The 22,472-nt window shown below is 68.1% G+C and carries 23 protein-coding genes and 2 riboswitches; of the genes, 11 read left to right on the forward strand and 12 right to left on the reverse strand.

Annotated elements, in window-relative coordinates; translation table 11 throughout:
• Positions 1-194 (reverse strand): hypothetical protein (locus ACLP25_RS10330; RefSeq protein WP_442469106.1); only part of this gene is annotated, 194 nt, incomplete at its 3' end.
• A 228-nt stretch (positions 195-422) separates the two neighbouring features.
• Between ACLP25_RS10330 and ACLP25_RS10335 the strand changes: the two genes are divergently transcribed.
• From ACLP25_RS10335 to ACLP25_RS10345, 3 genes are all read left to right on the forward strand, one after another.
• Positions 423-827 carry a DUF2177 family protein gene (locus ACLP25_RS10335; protein WP_442469107.1) on the forward strand — a complete coding sequence of 135 codons (405 nt, stop codon included), beginning with the start codon at positions 423-425 and terminating at the stop codon, positions 825-827.
• Positions 828-1,034: 207 nt separating this feature from the next.
• Positions 1,035-1,556: a gamma-glutamylcyclotransferase gene (locus ACLP25_RS10340; RefSeq protein ID WP_442469127.1), complete on the forward strand. Its 522-nt coding sequence runs from the start codon at positions 1,035-1,037 to the stop codon at positions 1,554-1,556.
• 43 nt (positions 1,557-1,599) lie between these two features.
• A riboswitch (cobalamin riboswitch) is annotated at positions 1,600-1,797 on the forward strand.
• Positions 1,798-1,992: 195 nt separating this feature from the next.
• Entirely contained in the window at positions 1,993-2,544 is a 552-nt protein-coding gene (locus ACLP25_RS10345) for a hypothetical protein (protein ID WP_442469108.1), read from the forward strand.
• A 106-nt stretch (positions 2,545-2,650) separates the two neighbouring features.
• On the opposite strand, the gene ACLP25_RS10350 is transcribed toward ACLP25_RS10345, so the two are convergent.
• Both ACLP25_RS10350 and cobD read right to left on the reverse strand, forming a co-directional pair.
• Entirely contained in the window at positions 2,651-4,129 is a 1,479-nt protein-coding gene (locus tag ACLP25_RS10350; protein ID WP_442469109.1) for a cobyric acid synthase, read from the reverse strand.
• A 27-nt stretch (positions 4,130-4,156) separates the two neighbouring features.
• Positions 4,157-5,173 (reverse strand): threonine-phosphate decarboxylase CobD, encoded by a 1,017-nt coding sequence (gene cobD, locus ACLP25_RS10355; RefSeq protein WP_442469128.1) that lies wholly within the window; start codon positions 5,171-5,173, stop codon positions 4,157-4,159.
• Positions 5,174-5,179: 6 nt separating this feature from the next.
• Here cobD and cbiB point away from each other — a divergent pair, with 6 nt between their 5' ends.
• The gene (gene cbiB / locus ACLP25_RS10360; RefSeq protein ID WP_442469110.1) at positions 5,180-6,163 is read left to right on the forward strand and encodes an adenosylcobinamide-phosphate synthase CbiB; all 984 of its coding nucleotides are present in this window, start codon (positions 5,180-5,182) and stop codon (positions 6,161-6,163) included.
• A 17-nt stretch (positions 6,164-6,180) separates the two neighbouring features.
• On the opposite strand, the gene cobO is transcribed toward cbiB, so the two are convergent.
• A complete protein-coding gene (gene cobO, locus ACLP25_RS10365) occupies positions 6,181-6,786 on the reverse strand; it encodes a cob(I)yrinic acid a,c-diamide adenosyltransferase (RefSeq protein ID WP_442469111.1) in 606 nt (201 codons plus the stop codon).
• Between the two features lie 111 nt (positions 6,787-6,897).
• Between cobO and ACLP25_RS10370 the strand changes: the two genes are divergently transcribed.
• Positions 6,898-7,584, forward strand: coding sequence for an adenosylcobinamide amidohydrolase (locus tag ACLP25_RS10370; RefSeq protein ID WP_442469112.1), 687 nt, complete (start codon positions 6,898-6,900; stop codon positions 7,582-7,584).
• A gap of 49 nt (positions 7,585-7,633) precedes the next feature.
• Here ACLP25_RS10370 and ACLP25_RS10375 read toward each other — a convergent pair whose 3' ends face one another.
• The 3 genes from ACLP25_RS10375 to ACLP25_RS10385 are packed head-to-tail and all read right to left on the reverse strand — an operon-like array spanning position 7,634 to position 11,868.
• Positions 7,634-9,013 (reverse strand): cobyrinate a,c-diamide synthase, encoded by a 1,380-nt coding sequence (locus ACLP25_RS10375; RefSeq protein WP_442469113.1) that lies wholly within the window; start codon positions 9,011-9,013, stop codon positions 7,634-7,636.
• A 43-nt stretch (positions 9,014-9,056) separates the two neighbouring features.
• Entirely contained in the window at positions 9,057-9,839 is a 783-nt protein-coding gene (locus ACLP25_RS10380) for a cobalamin-binding protein (RefSeq protein ID WP_442469114.1), read from the reverse strand.
• 22 nt (positions 9,840-9,861) lie between these two features.
• Positions 9,862-11,868: a TonB-dependent receptor plug domain-containing protein gene (locus ACLP25_RS10385; protein ID WP_442469115.1), complete on the reverse strand. Its 2,007-nt coding sequence runs from the start codon at positions 11,866-11,868 to the stop codon at positions 9,862-9,864.
• Positions 11,869-11,898: 30 nt separating this feature from the next.
• A riboswitch (cobalamin riboswitch) is annotated at positions 11,899-12,108 on the reverse strand.
• A 227-nt stretch (positions 12,109-12,335) separates the two neighbouring features.
• Between ACLP25_RS10385 and ACLP25_RS10390 the strand changes: the two genes are divergently transcribed.
• Complete coding sequence (locus tag ACLP25_RS10390; RefSeq protein WP_442469116.1) at positions 12,336-13,529, forward strand: energy transducer TonB; 1,194 nt, start codon at positions 12,336-12,338, stop codon at positions 13,527-13,529.
• A 251-nt stretch (positions 13,530-13,780) separates the two neighbouring features.
• Here the strand turns inward: ACLP25_RS10390 and nikR are convergent, their stop codons facing one another.
• A complete protein-coding gene (gene nikR, locus ACLP25_RS10395) occupies positions 13,781-14,260 on the reverse strand; it encodes a nickel-responsive transcriptional regulator NikR (RefSeq protein WP_442469117.1) in 480 nt (159 codons plus the stop codon).
• Positions 14,261-14,366: 106 nt separating this feature from the next.
• Here nikR and ACLP25_RS10400 point away from each other — a divergent pair, with 106 nt between their 5' ends.
• From ACLP25_RS10400 to ACLP25_RS10420, 5 genes are all read left to right on the forward strand, one after another.
• Positions 14,367-15,173 carry a DUF4198 domain-containing protein gene (locus ACLP25_RS10400; protein ID WP_442469118.1) on the forward strand — a complete coding sequence of 269 codons (807 nt, stop codon included), beginning with the start codon at positions 14,367-14,369 and terminating at the stop codon, positions 15,171-15,173.
• Positions 15,174-15,234: 61 nt separating this feature from the next.
• Positions 15,235-15,885 carry a cobalt transporter CbiM gene (gene cbiM / locus ACLP25_RS10405; protein ID WP_442469119.1) on the forward strand — a complete coding sequence of 217 codons (651 nt, stop codon included), beginning with the start codon at positions 15,235-15,237 and terminating at the stop codon, positions 15,883-15,885.
• Complete coding sequence (locus tag ACLP25_RS10410; RefSeq protein ID WP_442469120.1) at positions 15,878-16,633, forward strand: carboxypeptidase regulatory-like domain-containing protein; 756 nt, start codon at positions 15,878-15,880, stop codon at positions 16,631-16,633. Before cbiM ends, ACLP25_RS10410 begins: the two co-directional genes overlap by 8 nt.
• A gap of 1 nt (position 16,634) precedes the next feature.
• A complete protein-coding gene (cbiQ, locus tag ACLP25_RS10415; protein ID WP_442469121.1) occupies positions 16,635-17,471 on the forward strand; it encodes a cobalt ECF transporter T component CbiQ in 837 nt (278 codons plus the stop codon).
• On the forward strand, positions 17,468-18,175 hold the full coding sequence (locus ACLP25_RS10420; RefSeq protein ID WP_442469122.1) for an energy-coupling factor ABC transporter ATP-binding protein: 708 nt from the start codon (positions 17,468-17,470) through the stop codon (positions 18,173-18,175). Before cbiQ ends, ACLP25_RS10420 begins: the two co-directional genes overlap by 4 nt.
• A 24-nt stretch (positions 18,176-18,199) precedes the next feature.
• Here the strand turns inward: ACLP25_RS10420 and ACLP25_RS10425 are convergent, their stop codons facing one another.
• The 4 genes from ACLP25_RS10425 to ACLP25_RS10440 all read right to left on the reverse strand — a co-directional run bounded on the left by ACLP25_RS10425 (position 18,200) and on the right by ACLP25_RS10440 (position 22,142).
• The gene (locus tag ACLP25_RS10425; RefSeq protein ID WP_442469123.1) at positions 18,200-19,612 is read right to left on the reverse strand and encodes a hypothetical protein; all 1,413 of its coding nucleotides are present in this window, start codon (positions 19,610-19,612) and stop codon (positions 18,200-18,202) included.
• 391 nt (positions 19,613-20,003) lie between these two features.
• Positions 20,004-20,894 carry a DUF1217 domain-containing protein gene (locus ACLP25_RS10430; protein WP_442469124.1) on the reverse strand — a complete coding sequence of 297 codons (891 nt, stop codon included), beginning with the start codon at positions 20,892-20,894 and terminating at the stop codon, positions 20,004-20,006.
• A 69-nt stretch (positions 20,895-20,963) separates the two neighbouring features.
• Positions 20,964-21,182: a hypothetical protein gene (locus tag ACLP25_RS10435; protein WP_442469125.1), complete on the reverse strand. Its 219-nt coding sequence runs from the start codon at positions 21,180-21,182 to the stop codon at positions 20,964-20,966.
• 105 nt (positions 21,183-21,287) lie between these two features.
• Positions 21,288-22,142 carry a LysR family transcriptional regulator gene (locus tag ACLP25_RS10440; protein ID WP_442469126.1) on the reverse strand — a complete coding sequence of 285 codons (855 nt, stop codon included), beginning with the start codon at positions 22,140-22,142 and terminating at the stop codon, positions 21,288-21,290.
• Between the last annotated feature and the right edge of the window lie 330 nt (positions 22,143-22,472).

Below are 22,472 nucleotides of genomic sequence, written 5' to 3' on the forward strand. Positions count from 1 at the left end.
AGGGCCTTGGTCGGCACTACAACGGATTCTCGGACACTCAGCCCAATAAAATCAGTTACTTGGCGCGCTCGCACACCCCGAAAATCGCAAAAATCAGCGCGAGTTGGTGAAGTCGGGTTAACCTGGATTCCGAGCCGTGCCGACTCGCAGGCCGCCGTTCTCGGTTCGCCCGGCTTATCGGCCAAGATCGGCATGACGTCAGCCTCCTTCCCCTATACGGAAGCCGACGCCATTCGGTTTTCGTCCGCGCCCGGCGACCAAAGCCCGAGGCCGCCGGAAATTCGGGAAGCGTCGAGTAAACGGTCGAGCGCGCCCCCGCGTATCTCCCCTCGGGGGCGCCGGGTTGCTCGCGGGACATTTGGACGCGCATCGACTCTGGGCCATGGGGCTCAGCCCATGATCAGGTTGCGGGGGAACACATCATGAAATCCGTCGCCATCGCCTATTGCGCGACGCTGCTCGCTTTCGCTGGAATCGATTTCGTCTGGCTGTCGTTTGCCGGAGAGCGGCTCTATCGGCCGGTCCTCAAGGACATTCTCATCGACGGGTTTGAGCCGGCCCCGGCCGTGGCGTTCTACCTCCTTTTTGCAGCGGGACTGGTGATCCTTGCGGTCCGGCCGGGACTGGATGCGAGCTCGCTGCGGCTCGCCGCGGGAAACGGGGCGCTCATGGGCTTTTTCGCCTATGCGACCTACGACCTCACCAACCAGGCGACCCTGCGCAACTGGACGACGACGCTGACGCTCGCCGATCTCGCCTGGGGAACTGCGCTTTCGGCCCTCGCCGCCGCGCTCGGTTACGCAGCCGCGCGAGCGTTCGCGGCCTGACGTCGGGGCGCGAGAGGCGTCGGTTGCGCATCGGCTGCGGATGATGCAGCAATCGCCGCGGAGATGAAGCCCTTGACCCCGCCGGCGCCGCGCGCTCGCGCGCATCCTGAAGCCGCGGCCGCCGACCTGGACGGCGGCTCCGTTCCGGCCGGCCGCGCGTCTGTCGGCGCGCGGTCCGCGCCCGAGAGCGCGCACGGCGACTTCTGGGTGTTCGGCTATGGCTCGCTGATGTGGCGGCCGGGGTTCGTCTACGCTTTCCGCTGCAAGGCGACGGTGCGCGGATGGCGACGCAGCCTGTGCATCTATTCGCACGTCTATCGCGGCACGCCCGACAGGCCGGGGCTGGTGCTCGGTCTCGACCGCGGCGGCGCGTGCGCGGGCGTGGCCTTCCGTGTCGCCGCAGCGCTGCGCGAGCCGACCATCCGGTATCTGCACGACCGCGAACAGGTCACCTCGGTCTACGTCGAGCGAACGGTCGCAGTGACGCTTGAGAGCGGCGAGCGGGTGGACGCGCTGACCTATGTCGCCGACCGTCTGCACGGGCAATACGCCGGCCGCCTCGACCGGGAGACGATGCTTGCGATCGTCCGCGCCGGTCGAGGCCAGTCGGGCGACAACGCGTCTTACGTCACCGAGACCCAGGACCACCTGGCCGAGATCGGCGTCCACGACGGCCAACTGGAGTGGCTCGCCGCGAGGCTGCGCGACCGGCCGGCCGGCGCGGCCTGAGCCAATCCTGAGCCGATCCTTGCCACGCCCGCAAATCGGCGCTACTCAAGTCGTCGTCATCGGCGCCCCGGGTCGATCCGGGGCAAACGGGAATGCGGTCAGGAGCGATCCGAAGCCGCAGCTGCCCCCGCAACTGTAGGCGACTTGCCTTTTCCATGAGGCCACTGGGCGCAAAGCGTCTGGGAAGGCGGAAGAGGCGGGGGTCGCGAGCCAGGAGACCGGCCGGCGACGCGCGTGACCCAAGGCCGTCGGTGGGACGGCAGGAGGGCGGGATGGGGCATTTCACCAAGGACAGGATCGCCCGCCTGGGCGAAGGCGCCGGATCGCGACAAGCCGCCAAGCCTGGCTTTCTTCCCGTTTCCCCGCAAGATCGCTGGGCTGAGCAAGCGGCCGCGGACGCGCCGGCGGCCCCATATCCAATTAACTCGGGAGATCGATGATGAATGCTCTTGCCAATCTGACCGGGCGCAGCCGCACAGCCGTCCTCGCCGCGCTCATGGTCGCGGCCAGCGTCGCCCTCACGCTGGGCTTCGCCTGCGCCTTGCCGCTTGCCGCCTTCGCGGCGATAGCGGCGTTGCTGTTCAGCCCCGTCGCCGCGGTCGGCGCGATCCTCGGGGTCTGGCTCGCAAACCAGATCGTCGGCTTCGCCTGCCTCGGCTATCCGACCGACATGAGCACGCTCGCCTGGGGCGCCGGGCTCGGCGTCATCGCCCTTTTGTCGCTCGCCGCGGCGGGCGCGGTCCTCGCGCGCGCCCACGGCGCAGTTGCGATCGGCCTTGCGTTCGTCGCCGCTTTCGTCGTCTATGAGGGCGCCGTGTACGCCGCCTGCCTCGCCACTCGGACCGACGTCTCCGATTTCACCGTCGCGAGCGTGGGACGCATTGTCCTGATCAACGCGGCGGCCTTCTGCGCCTTCCTCGCCATGCGCGCGCTCGGATTGCGCTCCGCCCGCGAAGCCTCGAAGGCTCACGCCCTCCGGCACGCCTGAACGCGGGACGGCGCCGCAACAGCGCGCCGCCTTCATTCCGTGCATTGCGCGCCGCCATCCGTGACGGCGCGTTTGCCTTGCGACAACCGAGGGGGCTCGCCAGCGATCACGCGCCTGTCCGGCCCAGCGCGGGTCTTAAGCCCGTGAGCGCGATGAGGCCGTCGACATCCAGGAAGCGCTCGATCTCGGCAGCGGTCTCATCGAGCGCGGCGTCGACGCCGGCGTCGTAGTCTTCGCCACGGCTCGCCACGCCGAGGCGGGCGAGCAGCGCGGCCCGCAATTCGGTCGATCCGAGCAATCCATGGCAGTAGGTTCCGATCACGCGGCCGTCAGCACTGACCGCGCCGTCAACGGCGCCGTTTTCAAGACGCGCGAAAGGACGCGCGGCGTCGGCGCCTTTCGTGACGCCCATATGCATTTCATAGCCCGAGAACGCCGCCCCGAGCGCCTGGCCGCGGACGCGACACAAGGCCTTGCGCGGAGTGAGATCGGTCTCGACGTCGAGGAGGCCCAACCCCGCCACGGCCGCAGCCTCCCCCTCGATCCCGAGCGGGTCGGCGATGCGGCGGCCCAGCATCTGATAACCGCTACAGATGCCGAGGATCGCGCCGCCGCGACGGCGATGGGCGAGAATGTCGATGTCCCATCCGAACTCCCGCAGGGCGGCCATGTCGGCGATCGTCGCCTTGGCGCCGGGCAAGACCACGAGCACGGCTTCGGCTGGGATCGCCGCTCCAGGCGGAACGAAAGCGACTTCGACCTCCGGTTCGAGCTTCAGCGGATCGAGATCGTCGAAATTGGCGATGCGCGGAAGAATCGGGCAGGCGACGACCTTGCGCGTCGGCGCGAGCCTGCGGCCCTGCTCCAGCACCACGGCGTCCTCGCTCGGGAGCCGCTTCGCGGCGGCGAGCCATGGCAGGATCCCGAACCCGCGCCAGCCCGACAGCTTTTCGATCGCCGCGTAGCCGTCGGCGAACAACGCCGGATCGCCGCGGAACTTGTTGATGAGAAAACCGCGGATCATGGCGGCGTCATCCGGATCCAGCACGGCGCGCGTGCCGACGATCGCCGCGATGACGCCGCCGCGGTCGATGTCGCCGATGAGCATGACGGGAACCTGCGCTGCGCGCGCAAAGCCCATGTTGGCGATGTCGCCGGCGCGCAGGTTGATCTCCGCCGGCGATCCCGCGCCCTCGATGACGACGAGATCGCATTCGGCTTCCAGCCGGCGATAGCTCTCCATCACTTCAGGAAGCAGGCTCTGCCGAGTCTCGCCGAAATTGCCGGCGCCGAGGGTCCCGCGCACGCGTCCATGCACGACGAGTTGCGCGGCGCAATCCGCCTGGGGTTTGAGCAGCACCGGGTTCATAAGGGTATGCGGCTCGACCCGCGCCGCGATGGCTTGCAGCGCCTGCGCGCGTCCGATCTCGCCCCCATCGGCGGTCACGGCGGCGTTGTTTGACATGTTTTGGGGCTTGAACGGGCGCACGCTCAAGCCCCGATTGACGAGCGCCCGGCACAGGCCAGCGACAAGGGTGGACTTGCCGACGTCCGACCCGGTTCCCTGCAACATCAACCCAGCCATCTTGCCCCTCCGGTCTCTCCGGCAAGTTCAGCGCGCCGCCATCAACGCCTCGCGCAGTCGGGGGCGCTGGTCCACGGTCGGAATTCCGAACCGTAGGAGGTTCGGATCCCAGGCGAACGGTCGCGCCAGGACGCCCTGCGCGCAAAGACGCTCGAACGTTTTTGCAGCGCCGGGATGGCGCGCAAGGCGGAACAGCCGCGTTTGTCCGACGAGCGCGAAGCCGACGCGCGTTAGGGCGTCGTCAAGCCAGGCGGCGTCGCGTTCCAGCCGCCGGCGGGCGGCGTCGAGCCAGTTCCGATCCGCAAGCGCCAGCATCCCGACGGCGATTGCCGGTCCGGACACCGGCCATGGCCCCAGCGCCTCGCGGATCCGCGCGGCGATCGCTGGCGGCGCGACGGCGAAGCCGAGCCGCAGCCCGCTCAGTCCAAAGGCCTTGCCGAACGACCTCAGCACGATCGTCGCCGCCAGCCGGTCACCCGCGACCGACTCGCTTTCAAAGTCCATGAACGCTTCGTCGACGATCAGCCGTCGTCCCTCGTCCGCAAGCCGCCGTGCCGTGTCGGCCATTCGCAGCCGCGCAAACATCCGGCCGTCGGGGTTGTTGGGATTGACGACGACGACTTGCGGGGCGGTCGCGGCGTCGAGGTCCCCGACCGTCTCGGTGTCGGCGCCGGAAGTCTTCCAGACCCGCTCGTGCTCGCCATAGGTCGGGCCGAGAATCGACACGCGCGGCGCCGGAAAAAGGCGCGGCAGGACCTGCAAAACAGCCTGCGATCCCGCGCCCGCCGCGACGCATTCCGGCTCGACGCCATAGAAGAGCCCCGCCGCCGCCCGCAAGGCGTCGAGCGCCGCGGTCTCCGGAAGGCGCGCCCAGAGCTCCCGGGGCAACTCGGGAACGGGATAGGCGACCGGATTGAGCCCGGTCGAAAGATCGATCCAAGGCCGAGGCGCATCCGGATAGGCCACGGTCGCCGCTTTGATATCGCCTCCGTGTTGGAATAGGCGCTCGATCGCCGCCCGCCGACTTTCGCGTAGAGGACCCATCGTCACATGCCAATCCTCTCGCCCTACGGTCCCGTCCAAAACCTCGCGCTCGCGGCGGCGGCGCTCGCCATCGAGTCGGTCGCTGGATATCCCGATGTCCTGTTCCAGGCGATAGGCCATCCGGTCACATGGCAAGGCCGGGCCATCGAGGCGTGCGATCGGCGCCTGAATTTCGGTTCGCCGCTGCGTCGCCGTCTCGGCGGCCTCGCTGCGCTGGTCGGGCTGCTCGCGGTCTCCATCGCGCCGGCCGCGCTGTTGCAAGCCTTGTTGGCCCAGAGCGGCCTGGGAATGGCCGCGCTCGCGGCGCTCGCCGCCTCGCTGCCGGCGCAGCGCAGTCTTTACGCCCATGTCATGAGCGTCGCCGAGGCGCTGGAGAGCGGCGGCGTCGAAGCCGGGCGGCTCGCGGTTTCGCGCATTGTCGGGCGCGATACGAGCGCGCTCGACGAAGCGGGGGTCGCACGCGCGGCGATCGAGAGTCTCGCGGAGAACTTTTCCGACGGCGTCGTCGCTCCCGCGTTCTGGCTCGCCGTCGCCGGCCTGCCGGGCGGCGTCGCCTACAAGGCGGCCAACACCGCCGATTCGATGATCGGCCACAAGAACGCGCGCTATCTCGATTTCGGCCGGGCGGCGGCGCGTTTCGACGATCTCGTCAACCTGCCGGCCTCGCGTCTCGCCGCGCTCTGGCTTGTTTTCGCAGCAGCGACGCGCGGCAAGGCGCGCACAGCGTGGCGATGCGTGTCGCGCGACGCGCGCCGCCACCGCTCGCCGAACGCCGGATGGCCCGAGGCGGCGATGGCCGGCGCGCTCGGGCTCCAACTCGCCGGCCCGCGCGTCTATGGCGGCGTGCTAGTCGAAGACGCCTTCATGGGCGAAGGACGGCGCGAGGCGACCTCCGCCGACATCCGCGCCGCGCTCGCGCTCTACCGGCGCGCCTGCGCGATCCAGTTCGCGGGTTTTGCGGCCGCGCTGGCGGCCCTCGTTGCGCTCTGAGCGTTCGCCAACAAGGGTTAGAACTCGATTCCGGCCTGCGCTTTCACCCCGGCGGCGAAAGGATGCTTGATTTCGCTCATCTCGGTGACGAGATCGGCGACTTCGATGAGCTCCGGCTTCGCGTTGCGCCCGGTCACGACGACATGCAGCGACGGTCGGCGGCCCTTCAGCGCCGCGACCACCTCGTCAATCGGCAATTGCTCGTGGCGCAGCGCGACGTTGAGCTCGTCGAGCACGATGAGCCGCATTTCGGGATCGGCCATCAGTTCGAGCGCGGCCTCCCAGCCCGCGCGCGCGGCGGCGGAGTCGCGCTCGCGATCCTGCGTTTCCCAGGTGAAGCCCTCGCCCATCACGCGCCAGGTCATGAGGTCGTCGAAGCGGGCGAAGGCGCGCTTCTCGCCGGTGTCCCAGGTTCCCTTAATGAACTGGACCACGCCGACCTTCCAGCCGTGGCCCAGGGCGCGGATCATGAGCCCGAACGCCGCCGTCGATTTGCCTTTGCCGGGTCCTGTGTTGACGATGAGCAGGCCTTTTTCGGCGATCGGCCGAGCCGCTACGGCTGCGTCCTGCAACGCCTTGCGCCGGATCATCTCATTTTTGTAGCGTAACTTGTCGGCGTCCATCGGCGTTTCCCGGGCTTACCCCTTGCGTTGACACAAGCTAGCCGCACGCCTACCCCTCTCACAAGGATGGTCCTCGCGCGAAGCGAGGCTGAGAGGGGTCCGGGACGCGGCATGCATGAGGCGGATGCGCGTGCTGCGCCGTTCTCAATCCACTGCGCGCCGCCGCTTCTGACGGCGCGCTTCTTCGCGCCCCAGCGCACGCTCGGCTGGAGCTTGCTGCATCCGGGCTTTGCGACGATCCGCGACGTCGTCTGGCTGGAGATCCGAGGTCGCGATCTGCCGCCGGACGTCGATCCGGCCGCCCTGCTCAGGGCGAAGCTCGCGGAAATCGGGCTGCCAGACGCGCTTGCCTTCATGACCGCGCGCGACATCCGCCGCCATCATCTCGCCCGCCATGGCGTCGAAGACGTCGCCACGGTCTGCTTGACGACGGTCGGCCTGGCGAACGGCGAGCGCATCGGTTCGCGCCGTCCGCTGCGCGCCGCCGCGGGCACGATCAACACACTTGTCCACGTCTCCCGTCCGCTGGCCGACGGCGCGCTCGTCGAGGCGATTTCGATCGTCGCCGAGGCGCGCACCGCCGCGATCCTCGACGCGCGCGCAAAAATCCCGGGGCCTGCCATCACCGGCACCGGCACCGATTGCATCGTCGTGGCCTGCCCTGCGGCGGGCGAGCCGGCCTCATGCGCCGGGCTGCACACGGCGGTCGGCGAAGCGCTCGGCGCCGCCGCCTACGCGGCCACCCGCGAAGGCGTCGAGTTCTGGGATCGCGAATTCCCCGCGCCGCTCGGCCAATGATGCGGGCTGCGCTCGTCTCTGCGGCGCGGCGAATACGGCGTCATGCCGGTCAGCCAGCGCCACAGGCGGCGCTGAGTGCGGCGGCGAGGCGCCGGGCAAGCGCCGGACGCTGCGCGAGCGGGATGTGCAGATAGCTCGCAAGCAGGCCGCGCTCGGCGTGGCCCATCGCCGCAGGCTCGGGCATGTATGGGCCCTCGACCCGCCAGGCCGGCGACGGCGGCTCGGCGATATCCCAGACGCTGAAATGGAATTCGTGGCCCCGCAGCGTCGCTCCGGCGGGCGCCAAGGGCGAATCGCAGACGGCGGTCGCCTCGCGATAGCCGAGCGCCGCCAGGTTTGGGGTCATGCGCGCGACGCCAGGAACGAGGCCCGCCATCGTATGGCGAACGCCGGCGCCGTCGATGAGCGCCTCGGTCAGCGCCATGAAGCCTCCGCATTCGGCAAGGATCGGCGCACCTCGCGCGTGCAGGGCGCGGACGCCCCGCCAAAGACCCGCATTGGCGGCGAGCTGGCTCGCGTACAGCTCCGGGTAGCCGCCCCCGAGATAGACGCCCGACGCGCCTTCCGGCACGGGATCGCCCGCGACCGGACTGAACGGGGCGAGCCGAACGCCTTCCGCGACAAGCAGATCGAGATCGTCCTCGTAGTAGAAGGAAAAGGCGGCGTCGCGCGCGATCGCGAGCACAGGCGCATCCGCCGGCGGCGGCGTGCGTTCCCGGCGCTCAACTCCCTCCACCGGCCGCGCGGAGCCGGCGAGACGCAGAACGGCGTCGAGATCGAATCTTTCGGCGACCGCATCGGCCGCCGCGCTAAGCACCGCGTCGCGCCGATCGGTCTCGGCGGCAAGCTGCAAGCCAAGATGGCGCTCGGGGAGCGCAAGCGCGGGCGAACTCGCGAGCCAGCCGAGCGTCTGCAAACCGGAGACCTCGGCGATCGCCTCGGCGCAGCCGCGCGCATGGCCCTCGGAACCGGCGCGATTGAGCGCGACGGCCGCGACCGGCAGCGCCGGATCGAAGCGCGCGAAGCCCAGCGCGGTCGCGGCCGCGCTACGCCCGGCGGCGGCGATATCGACGACCAGCAACACGGGGACGCCAAGCTTTGCGGCGATGTCGGCGGTCGAGTGCGCGCACGAATCGAACCGCGCGCCGTCGAACAAACCCATCACGCCCTCGATGACGGCGACATCCGCTCCCTCGCAGCCTCGAGCGAAAGATTCGCGCATGGCCCTCTCGCCGAGCATCCAAATATCCAGATTGCGGCAGGGACGGCCCGCCGCGTAGCCGTGCCACCCCGGATCGATATAGTCGGGACCGCATTTGAAAGGCTGCACCACGAGGCCGCGCCGCCGGAGCGCGCCGATGAGGCCAGCCGCGCATAGGGTCTTGCCGACTCCGGACGCAGTTCCCGCCACGACAAGGCTTGGGATCATGCGTGCACCCGGAAAGTGCGGCGACGGGGCGTGGAGCCGCGGGTCATGCGGCTACAATCGCGGCGCGGATCGCGTCGAGCCCGTCCGTCAGCGCGGCCGGGCCGGGCTGCAGGATCAGGGCCGACTTGATCTCGACGATCCTTCCGTTCCGCACCGCCGGAATCGCGTCCCAGCCCGCGCGCCGCCGGATCTTTTCCCGCTGAACCTTCTTGCCGCACCACGAGGCGAGGATCACGTCTGGCGCCGCCGCGATCACTGCGTCCGGCGAAACGATCCGGTCCCTGGCGGACTTGCAGACGCGGAGCCCCGGGAACACGTCCTCACCGCCGGCGGCCTCGATCAGCTCCGACACCCAGCCGATGCCGCTGATCAGCGGATCGTCCCATTCCTCGAAATAGACTTTTGGCCGCGGCCGTCCGCGCGCCGCGGCCTCCATTTCGGCGAGCCGCGCCTCGTAGCCTTTCACCCGCGCTTCCGCCCTGTCGGCCGCGCCGACCAGCGCCCCGACCGTGCGGATCATCGCAAGCACTCCGGCGATGTCGCGCTGGTTGAACGCGTGCACGGCGACGCCGGCGCGGATCAGGTCCGCGACGATGTCGGCCTGAAGATCGGAGAACGTGAGCACGAGATCGGGCTCGAGCGCCAGGATCTTCGGCATGTCGGCCGAGGTGAAGGCCGACACCCGGGGCTTCTCGCGCCGCGCCTCGGGCGGCCGGACTGTGTAGCCGGAGACGCCGACGATGCGATCCTGCTCGCCGAGGAGATAGAGCGTCTCGACCGTCTCCTCGGTCAGGCAGACGATACGGGAGGGCGGGAACCGGCGCATTTCGACTCCCCTTGTTCAGGCCTTAGAACTTCGCCGTCAGTCCGGCGTAGACCGAAACGCCCGGCGTTCCGTAATCGTAGACGAGCTCGTACTTCGTATCCGTCAGGTTCTCGGCGCGAACGTAGGCGGTGAAGGTGTCGTTGATCTTGTATCGTACGATGCAATCGAGCCGGGCGTACCCAGCCAGAGAGACATTTCCCGCGCTGCCGTAGAAGTCATAAGCCGGGCGCGGTCCCACGAGAAGCAGCCGCGGTTCGATCTCGAGGTTCGGCACACCGGTATAGACCGCCGAGAGATAGCCGGAATTGCGCGCCACGTAGTATTGCAGCGTGTCGTTCTGCGTGTCTTCCGCATAGGTGTAGGTGTAACCGGCGCGCGCGTGCAGCACGTCGGGCACGAGGCTCGCGTCCGCCGTGAGCTCGACGCCCCTCGTCTGTTCCGTGCCGACATTGTAGTAGCAGCCGCCCAGCACGCCCTGCTGCGCCGTGCAGGAGGAGACGAGCCCGAAGTTGATCAGGTTCGTGTAGAAGGTGTTGTAGGCCGTCGCCGAGAGGGTCAGGCGGTCGTGGAACAACTTCTGGTCGATGCCGATTTCGCCGCCGACGTTGGTCTCGGAGAGAAGGTTCGGGTCGCCGTACGGGCTGAACCGCTGATAAAGGGTCGGCGCTTTGGCGCCGTTGCCGAACGCCGCGCGCAGCTTCGTGCCCGTTTCGTCGATGTGATAAGCGGCCGTCGTGCGTCCGGTGACGAAGGTCTGGCCATCCTCGATCGCATCGACGCGTCCGCCGAAAGTCAGGTCGAGCCTGGAGAGGAGCGGCAGGCGGTATTCGGCGTAGACGGAATTGGTCGTCTGTTCGGCGCCGACTGGGGTGAAGGAGCCGTCGCCCGGGTTAAGCGATTCCGACGTGTTCATCGACTCCAGCATGTTCCGCGCGCCGACAATAAGCGAGCCGTAGGGGCCGAAGGCGAGCTGACCCTGATATTCGGCGCCCCATCGCGTTCCCCGATAATAGTTTGTGCAGTCGAACGCAGCGGCCTCGGCGTTGTAGCATTGCTCGGTGATGCGCTCGGACGAATCCGTCGTGTTGGCGAAGACGGTCAGATGGTTGGTCAGGATGCCGGTGGTGGCGTTCGCCCGAATGAAGCCGTTCCCGATCCAGGTCGTCGACGAGTTGTAGGGCGAGAAGACGTCGGAGGGGATAACGGCGGCGGGATTGGCGAGCTGCAGGGTGTTTCCGAAGATGTTGAACCCAATATCGACGCTCGCACCCGGGCCGATCGTATAGGTGAGGGCGCCGTTGGCCGCCCCCTTGTCGGAAGGCATGGTGTTCGGCAGCGGAGGCAGCGGCCCCAGGCCGTAGCCGTAGGTCAGCGGCCGGTCGATACGATAGCCGTAGGTCGGAAAACCGGCGGTGTACATGTCGGTCACGCCGAGCGAATAGATCCAGTTGTCCGTCGAGCCTGAAACGGAGGCCGTGCCCTGGATCGTGCCGTAGCTCCCGCCCTCGACCGTGACGGTGCGGCGCTGCTCGCCCTTCTTGCCTTTTTTCGTGATGATGTTGATGACGCCCGACATGGCGTCCGATCCATAGAGCGATGATTGCGGACCGCGCACGATCTCGATGCGGTCGATATCGACGGCGCTCAGGTTGCCGAAGTCGAGCGAGCCGTCGGTGCCTGCGACGTTGCCGATCGGCACGCCGTCGAGCATCACCAGAACCTGACCTGCATCTGCGCCGCGCAGGGTCACGGTGGTCAGCGAGCTCGGTCCGCCGTTCTGGGTGACGGTGACGCCGACAGCTTCGCGCAGGACCTCGGTAACGCCGTTCGCGCCCCACTGCTGGATGCGGGAGCCGGGAATGACCGTGACGTCAGAGCCTGAGGCGTTGACCGGCTCCTCCACGCGGTCGGCGGTGACGGTGATATCCCCGAGTGACGTCGCGTCCTGGGCGCGGGCCAGGGTGGGCTGCAAAGCCGCGAGAAGAATTGCGGCGGCGGCCCAGCCGGACGGCTGTCTGAGCATAACCATATGTCCCCCTTCCGTCCCACCGACGGCGGCTGGTTGATAAACTCATCGGTCGGTCTCCTGGCTTGCGGGTCGTCGCCTCGCGCGCCTTCCCAGGGCCCATGAGCCCCAGTGGCTTCATTTGCGCGAACGGCTCGCCGCTTACAGTTGCGGGGGCAGCCGCGGAATTGCGCCCTGTCAGGCGCGCACCGCGTTCCCATGACCCAGCCTTGCGGCCGGGTCGCCGATGACAATGTGACGTTAGGACGAAAATCGCGCGGCCACAAGCGGACGAAAGGCGGGCGGGTTTTTGGCGAAGAGTCGCCGCGGCCCCGCGAATTGCGACGGACGGACGCAGCCGAAGGGGTTTGGCGTTTTCCGCCCCGTTCTGTATGTCAGCGGCGTCATGCGAGGCTTGCAGATACGCTCGGCGCGGCAGCGCGCACAGGGCAGGACGTTTGCCGGGCGGCCGGCCGGCAAAGGCGCTCGCCATGGCTGACGACGACGCCCCTTTCGGCGACCCAGAGAAACCGCGAGACTTTCCCGATCGTGCGAGCGAGGCGGCCGCGCCGCATCGCTCCGGCGCCGAGACGGAGAGCGGCGAACTGGCCGGAGACGCCCCGGCGCCGCTCGTCCGTCCGGCCGATCGCCCGGTCCGGTTGCAGCCGCGCTGGCTGCGGCCGGCGATCGTGGCGCTCGTCGCCGCGGCTCATGCTTCGACGCTGATCGCGCTGTCCTCGATCCGTTCGCCGGCCCCCCCGGCAGTCGCGACCATCGAGGCGACGGTGATCGCGGCGGGCGACGAGGCGCCCGTCACCACGGCGGCCGCTCAGGCGCCGGAGCCCGGCGGCGAGTCCGCCCCCGAGGCGAAGCCGTCCGCGCCGACACCCCCGGCGCCGGAGCCGACGCCTCCGGTTGAGACGCCTGCGCCAGCGGCCGCCGAACAGGCGCCCGCTCCGCGTCCCGAGCCGACGCCGCCTGAGCCCCCGCCGGTCGTCGCGGCTGAAGAGACGCCGCCGCTGCCTCCGATCGAGAAGCCTCCGCCCGCCGAGACGCAGCCGCCCCAAATGGTCGCTCCGGCGGAAACGCCGCCGCCCGTCGCGAAGGACCAGGCGGCGGCGCCAGCTTCCGCGCGCCTCGAAGAGCCGCCTCGGGCGCTCGCGCGGGAGTTCGAAACCGCGCCTCCGCCGCCGCGGGTTCAGACGCCGCCGCGGCCAAAACCTGAGACCAGGCCCGAACCGGCAGAGCGCCCAAAGGCGGCTCGTCCGGATGCCGCCGAGCATCCGAAGCCGCACAAAACCCCGGCGCCGGCGGAGAACGGCGCTACCGGCGGAGCGGCCGCCGCGCGGCCGGGCGCGTCGGAGGCCCATCACGTCGGGACCGCGACCGGGCAACCGGTCGACTCGGGCGCATCGCGCGCGAGCTACGCCGCGCTGGTGGTCGCCGAAATTCAGGCCCACCGCTTCTATCCCGAGTCCGCGCGCCAGCGCAGCGTCCAGGGCGCCGTCGGGGTGTCGTTCACGATCGGGCCGAGCGGCCGGGTCGCGGCGGCGTCGGTCGTCCGATCCTCGGGCTCGGCCGAGCTCGACGCCGCCGCCCGCACCATCGTGAGGTCGATTTCCCCGCCTCCCCCTCCGGGCGGCTCGTTCTCGGCCAGCACCTCGATCCGGTTTCACGTCGAGTAAATCGAGGCGGTTCGTCGAGAAGCCCGACCAGCCGGTCGCTTTCCGACCGCTTCCATGAAAAGGAGCGGGCTCGAGCAGTATGACTTTCGGACGATTCGCGCGGCATCCCCTCATCCGGACGCTTACGCGGCCGCCTTCCCCCCCAGGGGGAAGGGAATCCGGGCCGCGCGTCCCCCTCTCCCCCGGGGAGAGGGTGGCGGCCAAAGTCCGCCGGGTGAGGGTCAGCCGGCGCAACCTCATTTCATCTCGGGCTACGTCTTCGGGTGAATGTGCGTGTGGGGGGCCGAGTGTCCTCCGTGGCGGTGCGTCCCCTTCACCAGCTCGGTCGGCACCAGATGCAAATTGCCGTGCCGGACGCCCGTCTCGGCGATCGTCGTATCGGCAAATTTGCGCACGTCGGCGGCGTGGCCGTCCAGAATGGCGACCTCCAGGCAGTTCTCGTGATCGAGATGAACATGAAGCGTCGAGAGCACGAGATCGTGGTGATCGTGCTGGGCCTTGGTCAGCCGCCGCGAGAGTTCCCGCTGATGGTGATTGAAGACGTAGGAGAGACACCCGAGGACATGCGCCCCCTCGTCCGTCGACAGGCGGTCGGCCTCCAGACTCTCCCTGAGAAGGTCGCGGATCGCCTCGGAACGGTTGGCATAGCCCTTTCGCTCCAGATAGCTGTCGAATTGCCGGAGCAGATCCTCGTCGAGAGAGATCGTCACCCGCTCCATAACCGCTCCCATCGTTCAATCGCGAAAGATTGTTAGCATACGGATGGGGTACCGAGTTGACACGACCGCGCGCGTGTGACGAATTACGAAAGCTTCATACCTCATGCCGGAGGGAAAGATGCGGTCTTGGGTGCGCGCCGGCGCTGCCGCGGTCGCCGCCATTCTGGCGGTCCCATCGTTCGCTGAGGCGCATTTCCAGGAGCTTCTGCCGTCGACGGACATCGTTCCTGACGAGGGGGCCCGCACCGTCGATCTCGCGATCGTGTTCACCCATCCGGTCGAAGGCGGCCCGACCATGAACATGGGCGAACCGGTCCAGTTCGGCGTTCTCGCCGACGGCAAGATGACCGATCTGAAGTCGTCGCTGATAGTGAAGCCATTCGACGGTAAGAACGCCTATACGGCCCGGTACAAGGTCGAAAAACCGGCCGACTACGTGTTCTATCTCGAGCCGGCGCCCTACTGGGAGCCGGCGGAAAACCATTACATCCAGCACTTCACCAAGGTCGTGGTCGATTTCGGCGCCGGCGACGGCTGGGACAAGCTCGTCGGCTTGCCCATGGAGATCGAGCCGCTGACCCGCCCCTATGGCCTCTGGACCGGGAACGAGTTCCGCGGCCGCGTGCTGAAGAATGGCAAGCCGCTGCCGTTCGCCGACATCGAAGTCGAGTGGACCAACGACGGCTCGGTCAAGCCTCCGGCCGACGCGTTCAACACCCAGGTGATCAAGGCGGACGCCGAGGGCGTGTTCAGCTATGCGATGCCCAAGGCGGCCTGGTGGGCATTCAACGCCCTGTCGGAGGGCCCGGAACGCCAGTCGCCGGACGGCAAGACGGTCGGCACGGAGATCGGCGGCACCATGTGGGTGCATACGGTCGACATGAATCCCCCGGCCACAGCTGCCGCCACCGCGGCGAAGCCTTGATGATCCGAGGGTGGCGATCGGCGCAGTGCGGCTTTCGCCGCCGCGCCAAGGCGAGGGTGAGATGGCGCATATTCCCGACGGCGTGCTTTCGGCGCCGGTGCTGATCGTCGGCGCCGCCGTCGCCTTTGCTGGAACCGCGCAGGGCCTGCGCAAGCTGACGCCGGAACGCATTCCGCAGGTCGCGGTGCTGTCGGCCGCGTTCTTCGTCGCCTCGCTGGTTCATTTCACCGTCGGCCCTTCGAGCGTCCATCTCCTGCTCACCGGGGTGACCGGGATCATTCTCGGCTGGGCATCCTTTCCGGCGATGCTGGTCGGCCTGTTTTTGCAGGCGATCTTGTTCGGCTTCGGCGGCCTCATCTCCCTCGGCACCAACGTTATGAACATGGCGGTTCCCGCCGTCTTCTGCGGCGGACTGTTCCGGCTCCTTGCCGCGCGCGGGCAGCGGACGACGATCGTGGCGGCGACGATTCTGGGCGGCCTCGGCGTGATGCTCACCGCGCTGTTCGTGGCGATCGACCTCGCCGCGAGCGGGCGCGAGTTCCTGCCCGCAGCCAAGCTTCTGGTGTTCGCCCATCTTCCCGTCGCGGCGATCGAAGCAGTGTTCAGCGGCGCCGCGGTCAGCGTTCTCATCCGCGCGCGGCCGGACATCCTGGGTTTGCCCGACGACATTGCGTCCGCTCGCGAATCCATCGAGGAGAAAGCGCATGTCTAGGGTCGTCGAACCGCCCCGGCCGAACACGCTCTGGATCGGGGCGTTGCGGCGTCTGGCCTTGGCCACGCTGGCGTCGATCGCCTTCATCGCTGCCGCCGAGGCGCACAAGCTCAAAGCCTTCGCGACGGCGGAGGGCCCGCTGGTCAGCGGCTACGCCTATTTCACGCCCGGCGGCCGCGCCCAGCTCGCCGACGTGACGATCACCGGGCCCGGCGACGTCGAGGTGCTCAAGACCGGCGTCAACGGACAGGGCGAGTTCCATTTCGTCGCCAAGCAGCGCGTCGACTACACGATCACCGTCGACGGAGGCGATTCGCACATCGCGACCTACACCCTTCATGCCAGCGATCTTCCCGACAGCCTGCCGGCGCCGGAGGACGGCAAGATCCTGCCGCTCGATCCGCCGACGGCGACGGCCGTCGCTGCGGGCGCCGCCGCCGCGGCGGGCGTCGCGCCGGCTTCCCAGACCGGCGAAGCGCCGACCGCGGCAGGGTCTCCGGCAGCCTCGGGTTGCGCGAACCCGGTCGACCCCGCGGCGTTGCGCGGGCTGATCCGCGAAAGCGTCGCGCGCGAGGTCAACCCGTTGCGCGAGCAACTGGACGCGTTTCAGGAGTCGGTCGGCTGGCGCGACGTGGTGAGCGGGCTCGGCTATATCTTCGGCCTTTGCGGCGTCGCCTACTTCTTCGGCACATGGCGGTCGAACCGGCGTTCCGAACCGGCGCGCGCGGCCGCGCGAAAAGGCGCATGAGATGTGCGACTCGACCGTCGTCGAAGCGCTCGAGGTCGCGAACCCGCAAGGCGGATTCGGCCCCGAACGCGACGCCATTCTGCAGCCGGAGGTCGACGAGACCCGCGCGCGCTCCTTGCTCGCGGGCGTCGATCCGCGCCTGCGCGTGATCGGGAGCTTCGTCTTCGCCGCCGCGGTGGTGGCGCTCGACCGTCCCCTGCCTCTCGTCGTCGCGGTCGCAATCGCGGTCGGCACGGTCCTCGCTGCGGGGCTCGGCGCGCGGCGCATGGGACGCGTCCTCGCCGCGCTCGACGGCTCCATGGCGCTGGTCGTCGCGACGCTCCCCTTCACCACGCCGGGGCGACACCTTTTCTCGATCATGGGTTACGGGGCGTCGGTCGAGGGCCTGACGCGCGCCGCGGAGATCGCGCTCAAGGCCAACGCCGTCGCGCTGATGGCGCTCGCGCTGCTCGGCTCGTCGGAACTTCCCGAGATCGGCCACGCGCTGCGGCGGCTCGGCGTTCCCGCCACGCTCGCGCAACTGCTCCTGATGACGGTTCGCTATATCGAAGTGCTGGGGCGGGAATATCGGCGGCTGCGCACGGCGATGGTCGTGCGCGGTTTCCGCATGCGCTTCAGCGTCCATACATGGCGAAGCCTCGGGCATCTGTTCGGCATGCTGTTCGCGCGCAGCATCGACCGCGCGGAGCGCATCGGCGCCGCGATGCGCTGCCGAGGCTTTGACGGCGAGTTTCCCGTTCTGACCGAATTCGCCTATACGCGGCGCGACGCCGCCTTCCTGGGCGTCGCCGCTGCGGCCCTCGCGCTGCTCCTCGCCGTCAGGCTCGCCTGGGCATGATCGAGCCGGCTCCGCATGCCATCGGAAGGCGCGCGTCTCGCGCGCCTTCGGGCGGCGAGACGCCGATTTTCCGGCTGAGCGGCCTCGGCTTCGCTTACGGGTCCGGCCGGCCGGTTCTCGACGGCCTCGACTTCGAATTGCGCGCGAACGAGCGCGTCGCGCTGATCGGCTCGAACGGCTCGGGCAAGACGACGCTGCTGCACCTGATGATGGGCCTCGTCCGACCGCAGCGCGGCACGATCGAAGCCTTCGGCGCGACGCGGTCGACGGAGGCCGAGTTCTTCGAAGTGCGGGCGCGCGCCGGTCTTCTGTTTCAGGATTCGGACGATCAGCTGTTCAGCCCGACGGTGATCGAGGACATCGCCTTCGGTCCGCTCAATTTCGGCGCCTCTCCGAAACAGGCGCGCGCGATCGCCATGGACACGCTCACGGCGCTGGGGCTCGTCGAGCTCGCCAATCGCGCCACCCACCGCCTGTCCGGCGGGCAGCGCCGTCTCGTCGCCCTCGCCACCGTGCTGGGTATGAATCCGGAGGCGCTTTTGCTCGACGAGCCGAGCGCCGGGCTCGACGAGCCGAATGTCGAACGCCTGATCGAGATCCTCGATCGCCTGCCGCAGGCGCGGATCATCATCTCCCACGACGCGGACTTCCTGGCCCGGACGACGACGCGCCGCTGCCGCCTCCTCGGCGGGCGGATGGCTTGACGAGCGGAGAGCCCTCGGCCCGGCTCAGACCCAGTCGCTCGGCTTCTTCATGCCGTTCAACACGAAGCCGCGCGCCATGCCGTCGATCGGCGGCTTCTGGCGAAGCTCGGTGAACTGCGCTGGCATGTTGGCGTAGCCCCCCGCGGCCCAGGCGACCGCGAACGGCGTCATCGCCAGCGCGGCCTGGTATTCCCGCTCGAGCTGCGTGTGAATCTCGCCATACTGGGCCTTGTCGCGATCGTTGTCGGGCGCGCCCACCTTCTGCATCTTATCGCCGGCGAGGCGGACGCGCGAGCTCGCGGCCTTGTCGATGAAGACGGTGAACCCGGCCTCCTTGTTGAGGCCATGCATGGCCCGGTAAATCACAAGATATCCGTAGATATCCTCGGGAAGGATTTCGGCGACGCCATGCTCGGGGAAAGCGTCCGTGTTCGACAGTTTCTCCTGCGTCGCGCGCGTAAACACCTTCGCCCCGCGATTGGTCGACAGATAGACAGTCGTCTTGGTCACGATGTTGAGCCTGCGCTTGCCGTTGACCACCACGACTCCGAGGTTCAGGAACTGCTTGGTGCGCTCCGGGATGCTCCAGTCCCACGGGTTGAACGAAACAAAATTATAGACGCGCTTCTCGTCGAAGAGTGGGAAGCAGCAGGCGGTCTTGAAATTCAGGGCGACGCTGATCGCCGTATAATAGTCGTTGTCCGTATTCTTCGCCTTGCGATACCAGATGTTCTCCGACACCTCGCGCAGGTGGAACGGATTCCAGGTCTTGTCCATATTCATCTTGCTGACGAGCGACGGAATGTCCACCGCGCGCTTTGTCGCCTGGACAAGGAGCATCTCGGGCGAGCGCGACTCGCCGCGCCAGTAGATCTCGCGTTTGAAGTCGTCCGTTTGCCCCTCGCCGCGGGTGAAGAGGCGGGTCTGCTGCTTGTTGTGGACGAAGATCTCCTCCATGAAGGGCAGGTTGGAGAGCCCTTCCTGGAGCGGACCGATGAAGCGCCGCATGCCGACGTAACCGGCCTTCAGCAGTTTCAGGAGCGCTTCGCATCGGTCGGCATCGGTCGCAGCGCGCAGCTTGTAATATTCCTTGAGCTTGTCCGGAACCGTGAACTGGTCTTTGGGCGGAATCGGAAACTTCTGACGCTGGAACAGGAGCTTGAGCGCAGCCGTGACGAGCGCCTGATTGATCTCGTCGCTCTCGGCGCCCTCCTCGTAGAAGTAGTTGAACCAGTACCTGAAGGTGAAGTTGTCGATGTCGGTCTGAGCAAGCGGCCCGTCGATGCAAGCCATCGGATCGCCGAATTTCTTGAGAATCGGGATGTCGAAATCGGTCAGGTCCGGTCCGACCCGCTGCTTCTGGGGGAAGCTGAGACTCGGCCATTTGCTCTTCTCCGTACCCTTGAAATCGAACGCCATGAATTGCTGCTCGTCCATCGCGGTGTTCCCTCTCCCGCTCTCAAACTGATGACGTCGGCCTTCGGATCTCCGGCCGTCACGAAGGGAAGTGAAGCGCCGAAACGCGCGCTTGTCGATGGCTGCGGCCGCGGCCGTGCTCGCCATCGATCGCGAGGCGGGCGGCCCGGCGCGGAACCGTTGGGACTCCGGCGAGCGCCCAGCCCGACCGCCGAAGGCCCGCTGGCGCTAACCGATTGATAACGCTCGAAGCCGGACACGAGGTTCGCCCAAAATTTAGGCCTAAATATTTGAAATCAAAGGATAACTTTCCGAAAAGCGCGGTCGCGCCGGCCCGCGCGGCTGGGTTGGAAGGGGCGCCCCAACCCTACGAAAGGGGAGCAAAACCGACGCCGACGAGGCAGGTCGCGCCTCACCCGCCGAGATTCAGCTTCTGCGGGCTCGACAACAGGGCGGTGGAGAAGGTCGGGGTCGAGGCGCCGGTGAAGGCGTTCAGCGCCGATTCGATCGTCTCGCCATTGCCGCTGATGACGCCCGAGAGGATCGACGAAGCCCCCGAGTCCTCCGAGCTCGAATTGCCGGACGTCACCGTGAGCGACGAGGTCGATCCCGACGCCGGCCCGTAGTCGAGGTCGTACATGGCGGTAAAGCGCGTGACGAGCTGCTGCAGCTTTGTCGGGTTCTGAAGGTCCGAGAGCGGCATCAGCTGGGAGAGCGTCTGCGCCTGGGACTCGATGCTGCTCACGCTGGCGTCCGACGCCAGGCCGAAGATCGTCTGAGCGACCTCGAGCAGGTTCGGATCGGCGAGAATGCCGTATTCGCTGGTCACGGTCGGCGCGACGCGCTGGAAATAGAGGGCGAGCTGGACGCCGACGTTGTCGACGCCCTGGTCGCTCTCGAGCTGCTGCTCGACATAGTCCGCAGTCGTCGTCTTGACCGCGCTGGCGGAAGAGACCGACGCTACGCCTTCGGCTTCGAAATTGAACGCCGTCGCGAAGGCCTTCCAGTTCGAGTTGGGGAGGGAGTTGGCGAGGCTCTTCGAATTGGTGACGCCGCCCTCCAGCACCTGGGTGATCAAGGCGGTGTTATTGATCTGGTCGCCGAGGCCGTAGGCGTTCAAGGCGTATGACAACAGGCGATAATTGCCGACAAAGTCCTGAATCGACGTCGCCTTGCCGATGTTGGCCTCGTAGTAGTCGGTCGCCGACTTCACCGACGGCTCGGCGGCGGTCATCGCCTGATAGCGCGCAAGGTTCTGGTTGACGGCGAGATAGGCGGCTGTGGTCGTGGTGCTCGAGGTCATGGGCGCGAAGCCTTGGTTGCAGCGCCGGTTGTCGCGCCGAATCGCTGCCGCGCGGTTAATTCCGCAGGGTCAGCGGTCGCGCCGCGCCGCGGCGAGACCCGCCTCCGCGATCAGGTCCTCGGACCGCGCCTTTCGCCCGAGCCGCGCAGCGATCGCCCCGGCGAGCGCGGCGACCGAATCGCTGCGGTTGAATTCCTCGAGCAGCGCCAGTTCGCGCCGCTCGGCATCGGCCCGGGTTCCGCCCCGCCGGGCCGCGGCATAACGTTTGGACGTCGCGGGCTTTCGCATGGCCGCCCCTCGCGCGGTGTCGTCTTTACAACCGGGCGCAACCTTGCCACGTTCCGGCCTCCGGAACGCGTGACGAATTGTGACAAATTGCGTCGCCGCGTCCGGTCACGCGGTCTCGAACGCCGCAAGGGCGTCGGCCGCCCAGCGCCGGCCCGCCGAAGCGAGCGCCTCTCCGCGCGCGACGAGCGACACGGCGAGGGGCGGCAGGGCCGGTAAGTCCGCGGCGGCACAGCGCGCGAGGCCGTCGGGCGCAAGGCCGTCAATCATCGGCGCGACGCCGAGGCCGGCCGACGCGGCGGCGCTGCGGACGGGGAAGTCGGCGCTGGCGCAGACGATCTCGAACGGGCGCCCCGCGCCGCGCAGCGCGTCGACAGCCGCCTCGTGCAGGGCGGAGCCCTGCAAAGGGACCACGAGCCGCAAGGGCCTTGGCGGCTTGGCCCGTCCTTTGCCGTCGGCGCGAGCGTACCAGCCGAGCGGCGCCCGCCACCGCTCGACCGCCGTCTCCGCGGCCCCGTCGCCGATGAGCAGGGCGACGTCCAGCGCGTTCTGGCGAAACGCGAGGGCCAACGCTTCCGGTTCGCCGGTGACGACCTCGAAGCCCGCGCGGTCGGCGATCTCGCCAAGACCCACGAGTTGCGGCGTCAGGCGGGCGGCGAACTCGCCCGGCATGCCGACCCTGAGCGTCGCGCCGGGCGCCTTGCGGCGGCTCGCCTCGTCGAGCATCTCGTCATGCAGCCGGACGAGGCGCTTGCCGTAGTCGAAGCACACGGACCCGACCGCCGTCAGCTCGAAGCGCGCGGCCCTTTCGAATAGCGGCGCCTCGACGAACTCCTCGAGCCGCTTCACCTGCAGGCTGATGGTGGGCTGCGACCGCCCCAGGTCTTCGGCCGCGCGCGTGAAGCCGCGCGCCTCGACGACTGCGACAAAGGCCCTGATCACGTCGATCGGAATGGCGCGCATCGACATTGCGTCCGAATCACCTGAAGCCGTGGCGTTCATCCGCCTCATACACGCATATGGGCCCGCCCATAAGCGGGTCCAATCGGTTCATTCGCAATGCGCATGCTCACGCGCCACGCGATCGACGACGCGAGCCGCCGTGTCGAGCGAGATAACGACTGTCTTTTGTCAGCCCAGGCGGACCGGAACTCGACGGCGAGCCGTATTCATCTCTCCGAGCCTTAAGCGATCATCGAGGGCTCTCCCGCGCCAAATCTCATCCGTTGCAAAAAGACGAACGCGCGGTTCGGCGTATCCGCGAAATTCTTGCAAGAGTTACGCACCGTCAGT

This window comes from Roseiarcus sp., assembly GCF_052145395.1.
Lineage (GTDB): Bacteria > Pseudomonadota > Alphaproteobacteria > Rhizobiales > Beijerinckiaceae > Roseiarcus.

Bases quoted from the DNA above. Each gene is read 5' to 3' on its own strand.
- cobO (WP_442469111.1), bottom strand. From the start codon at position 6,786: ATGGACGCCGACAAGTTACGCTACAAAAATGAGATGATCCGGCGCAAG.
- ACLP25_RS10390 (WP_442469116.1), top strand. From the start codon at position 12,336: ATGGCTGACGACGACGCCCCTTTCGGCGACCCAGAGAAACCGCGAGAC.
- cobD (WP_442469128.1), bottom strand. From the start codon at position 5,173: ATGGGTCCTCTACGCGAAAGTCGGCGGGCGGCGATCGAGCGCCTATTC.
- cbiQ (WP_442469121.1), top strand. From the start codon at position 16,635: ATGTGCGACTCGACCGTCGTCGAAGCGCTCGAGGTCGCGAACCCGCAA.
- ACLP25_RS10335 (WP_442469107.1), top strand. From the start codon at position 423: ATGAAATCCGTCGCCATCGCCTATTGCGCGACGCTGCTCGCTTTCGCT.
- ACLP25_RS10430 (WP_442469124.1), bottom strand. From the start codon at position 20,894: ATGACCTCGAGCACCACGACCACAGCCGCCTATCTCGCCGTCAACCAG.
- ACLP25_RS10380 (WP_442469114.1), bottom strand. From the start codon at position 9,839: ATGCGCCGGTTCCCGCCCTCCCGTATCGTCTGCCTGACCGAGGAGACG.
- ACLP25_RS10385 (WP_442469115.1), bottom strand. From the start codon at position 11,868: ATGGTTATGCTCAGACAGCCGTCCGGCTGGGCCGCCGCCGCAATTCTT.
- ACLP25_RS10400 (WP_442469118.1), top strand. From the start codon at position 14,367: ATGCGGTCTTGGGTGCGCGCCGGCGCTGCCGCGGTCGCCGCCATTCTG.
- ACLP25_RS10350 (WP_442469109.1), bottom strand. From the start codon at position 4,129: ATGGCTGGGTTGATGTTGCAGGGAACCGGGTCGGACGTCGGCAAGTCC.
- ACLP25_RS10435 (WP_442469125.1), bottom strand. From the start codon at position 21,182: ATGCGAAAGCCCGCGACGTCCAAACGTTATGCCGCGGCCCGGCGGGGC.
- ACLP25_RS10410 (WP_442469120.1), top strand. From the start codon at position 15,878: ATGTCTAGGGTCGTCGAACCGCCCCGGCCGAACACGCTCTGGATCGGG.
- cbiM (WP_442469119.1), top strand. From the start codon at position 15,235: ATGGCGCATATTCCCGACGGCGTGCTTTCGGCGCCGGTGCTGATCGTC.
- nikR (WP_442469117.1), bottom strand. From the start codon at position 14,260: ATGGGAGCGGTTATGGAGCGGGTGACGATCTCTCTCGACGAGGATCTG.
- ACLP25_RS10425 (WP_442469123.1), bottom strand. From the start codon at position 19,612: ATGGACGAGCAGCAATTCATGGCGTTCGATTTCAAGGGTACGGAGAAG.
- ACLP25_RS10345 (WP_442469108.1), top strand. From the start codon at position 1,993: ATGATGAATGCTCTTGCCAATCTGACCGGGCGCAGCCGCACAGCCGTC.
- ACLP25_RS10370 (WP_442469112.1), top strand. From the start codon at position 6,898: ATGCATGAGGCGGATGCGCGTGCTGCGCCGTTCTCAATCCACTGCGCG.
- ACLP25_RS10440 (WP_442469126.1), bottom strand. From the start codon at position 22,142: ATGCGCGCCATTCCGATCGACGTGATCAGGGCCTTTGTCGCAGTCGTC.
- cbiB (WP_442469110.1), top strand. From the start codon at position 5,180: ATGCCAATCCTCTCGCCCTACGGTCCCGTCCAAAACCTCGCGCTCGCG.
- ACLP25_RS10420 (WP_442469122.1), top strand. From the start codon at position 17,468: ATGATCGAGCCGGCTCCGCATGCCATCGGAAGGCGCGCGTCTCGCGCG.
- ACLP25_RS10375 (WP_442469113.1), bottom strand. From the start codon at position 9,013: ATGATCCCAAGCCTTGTCGTGGCGGGAACTGCGTCCGGAGTCGGCAAG.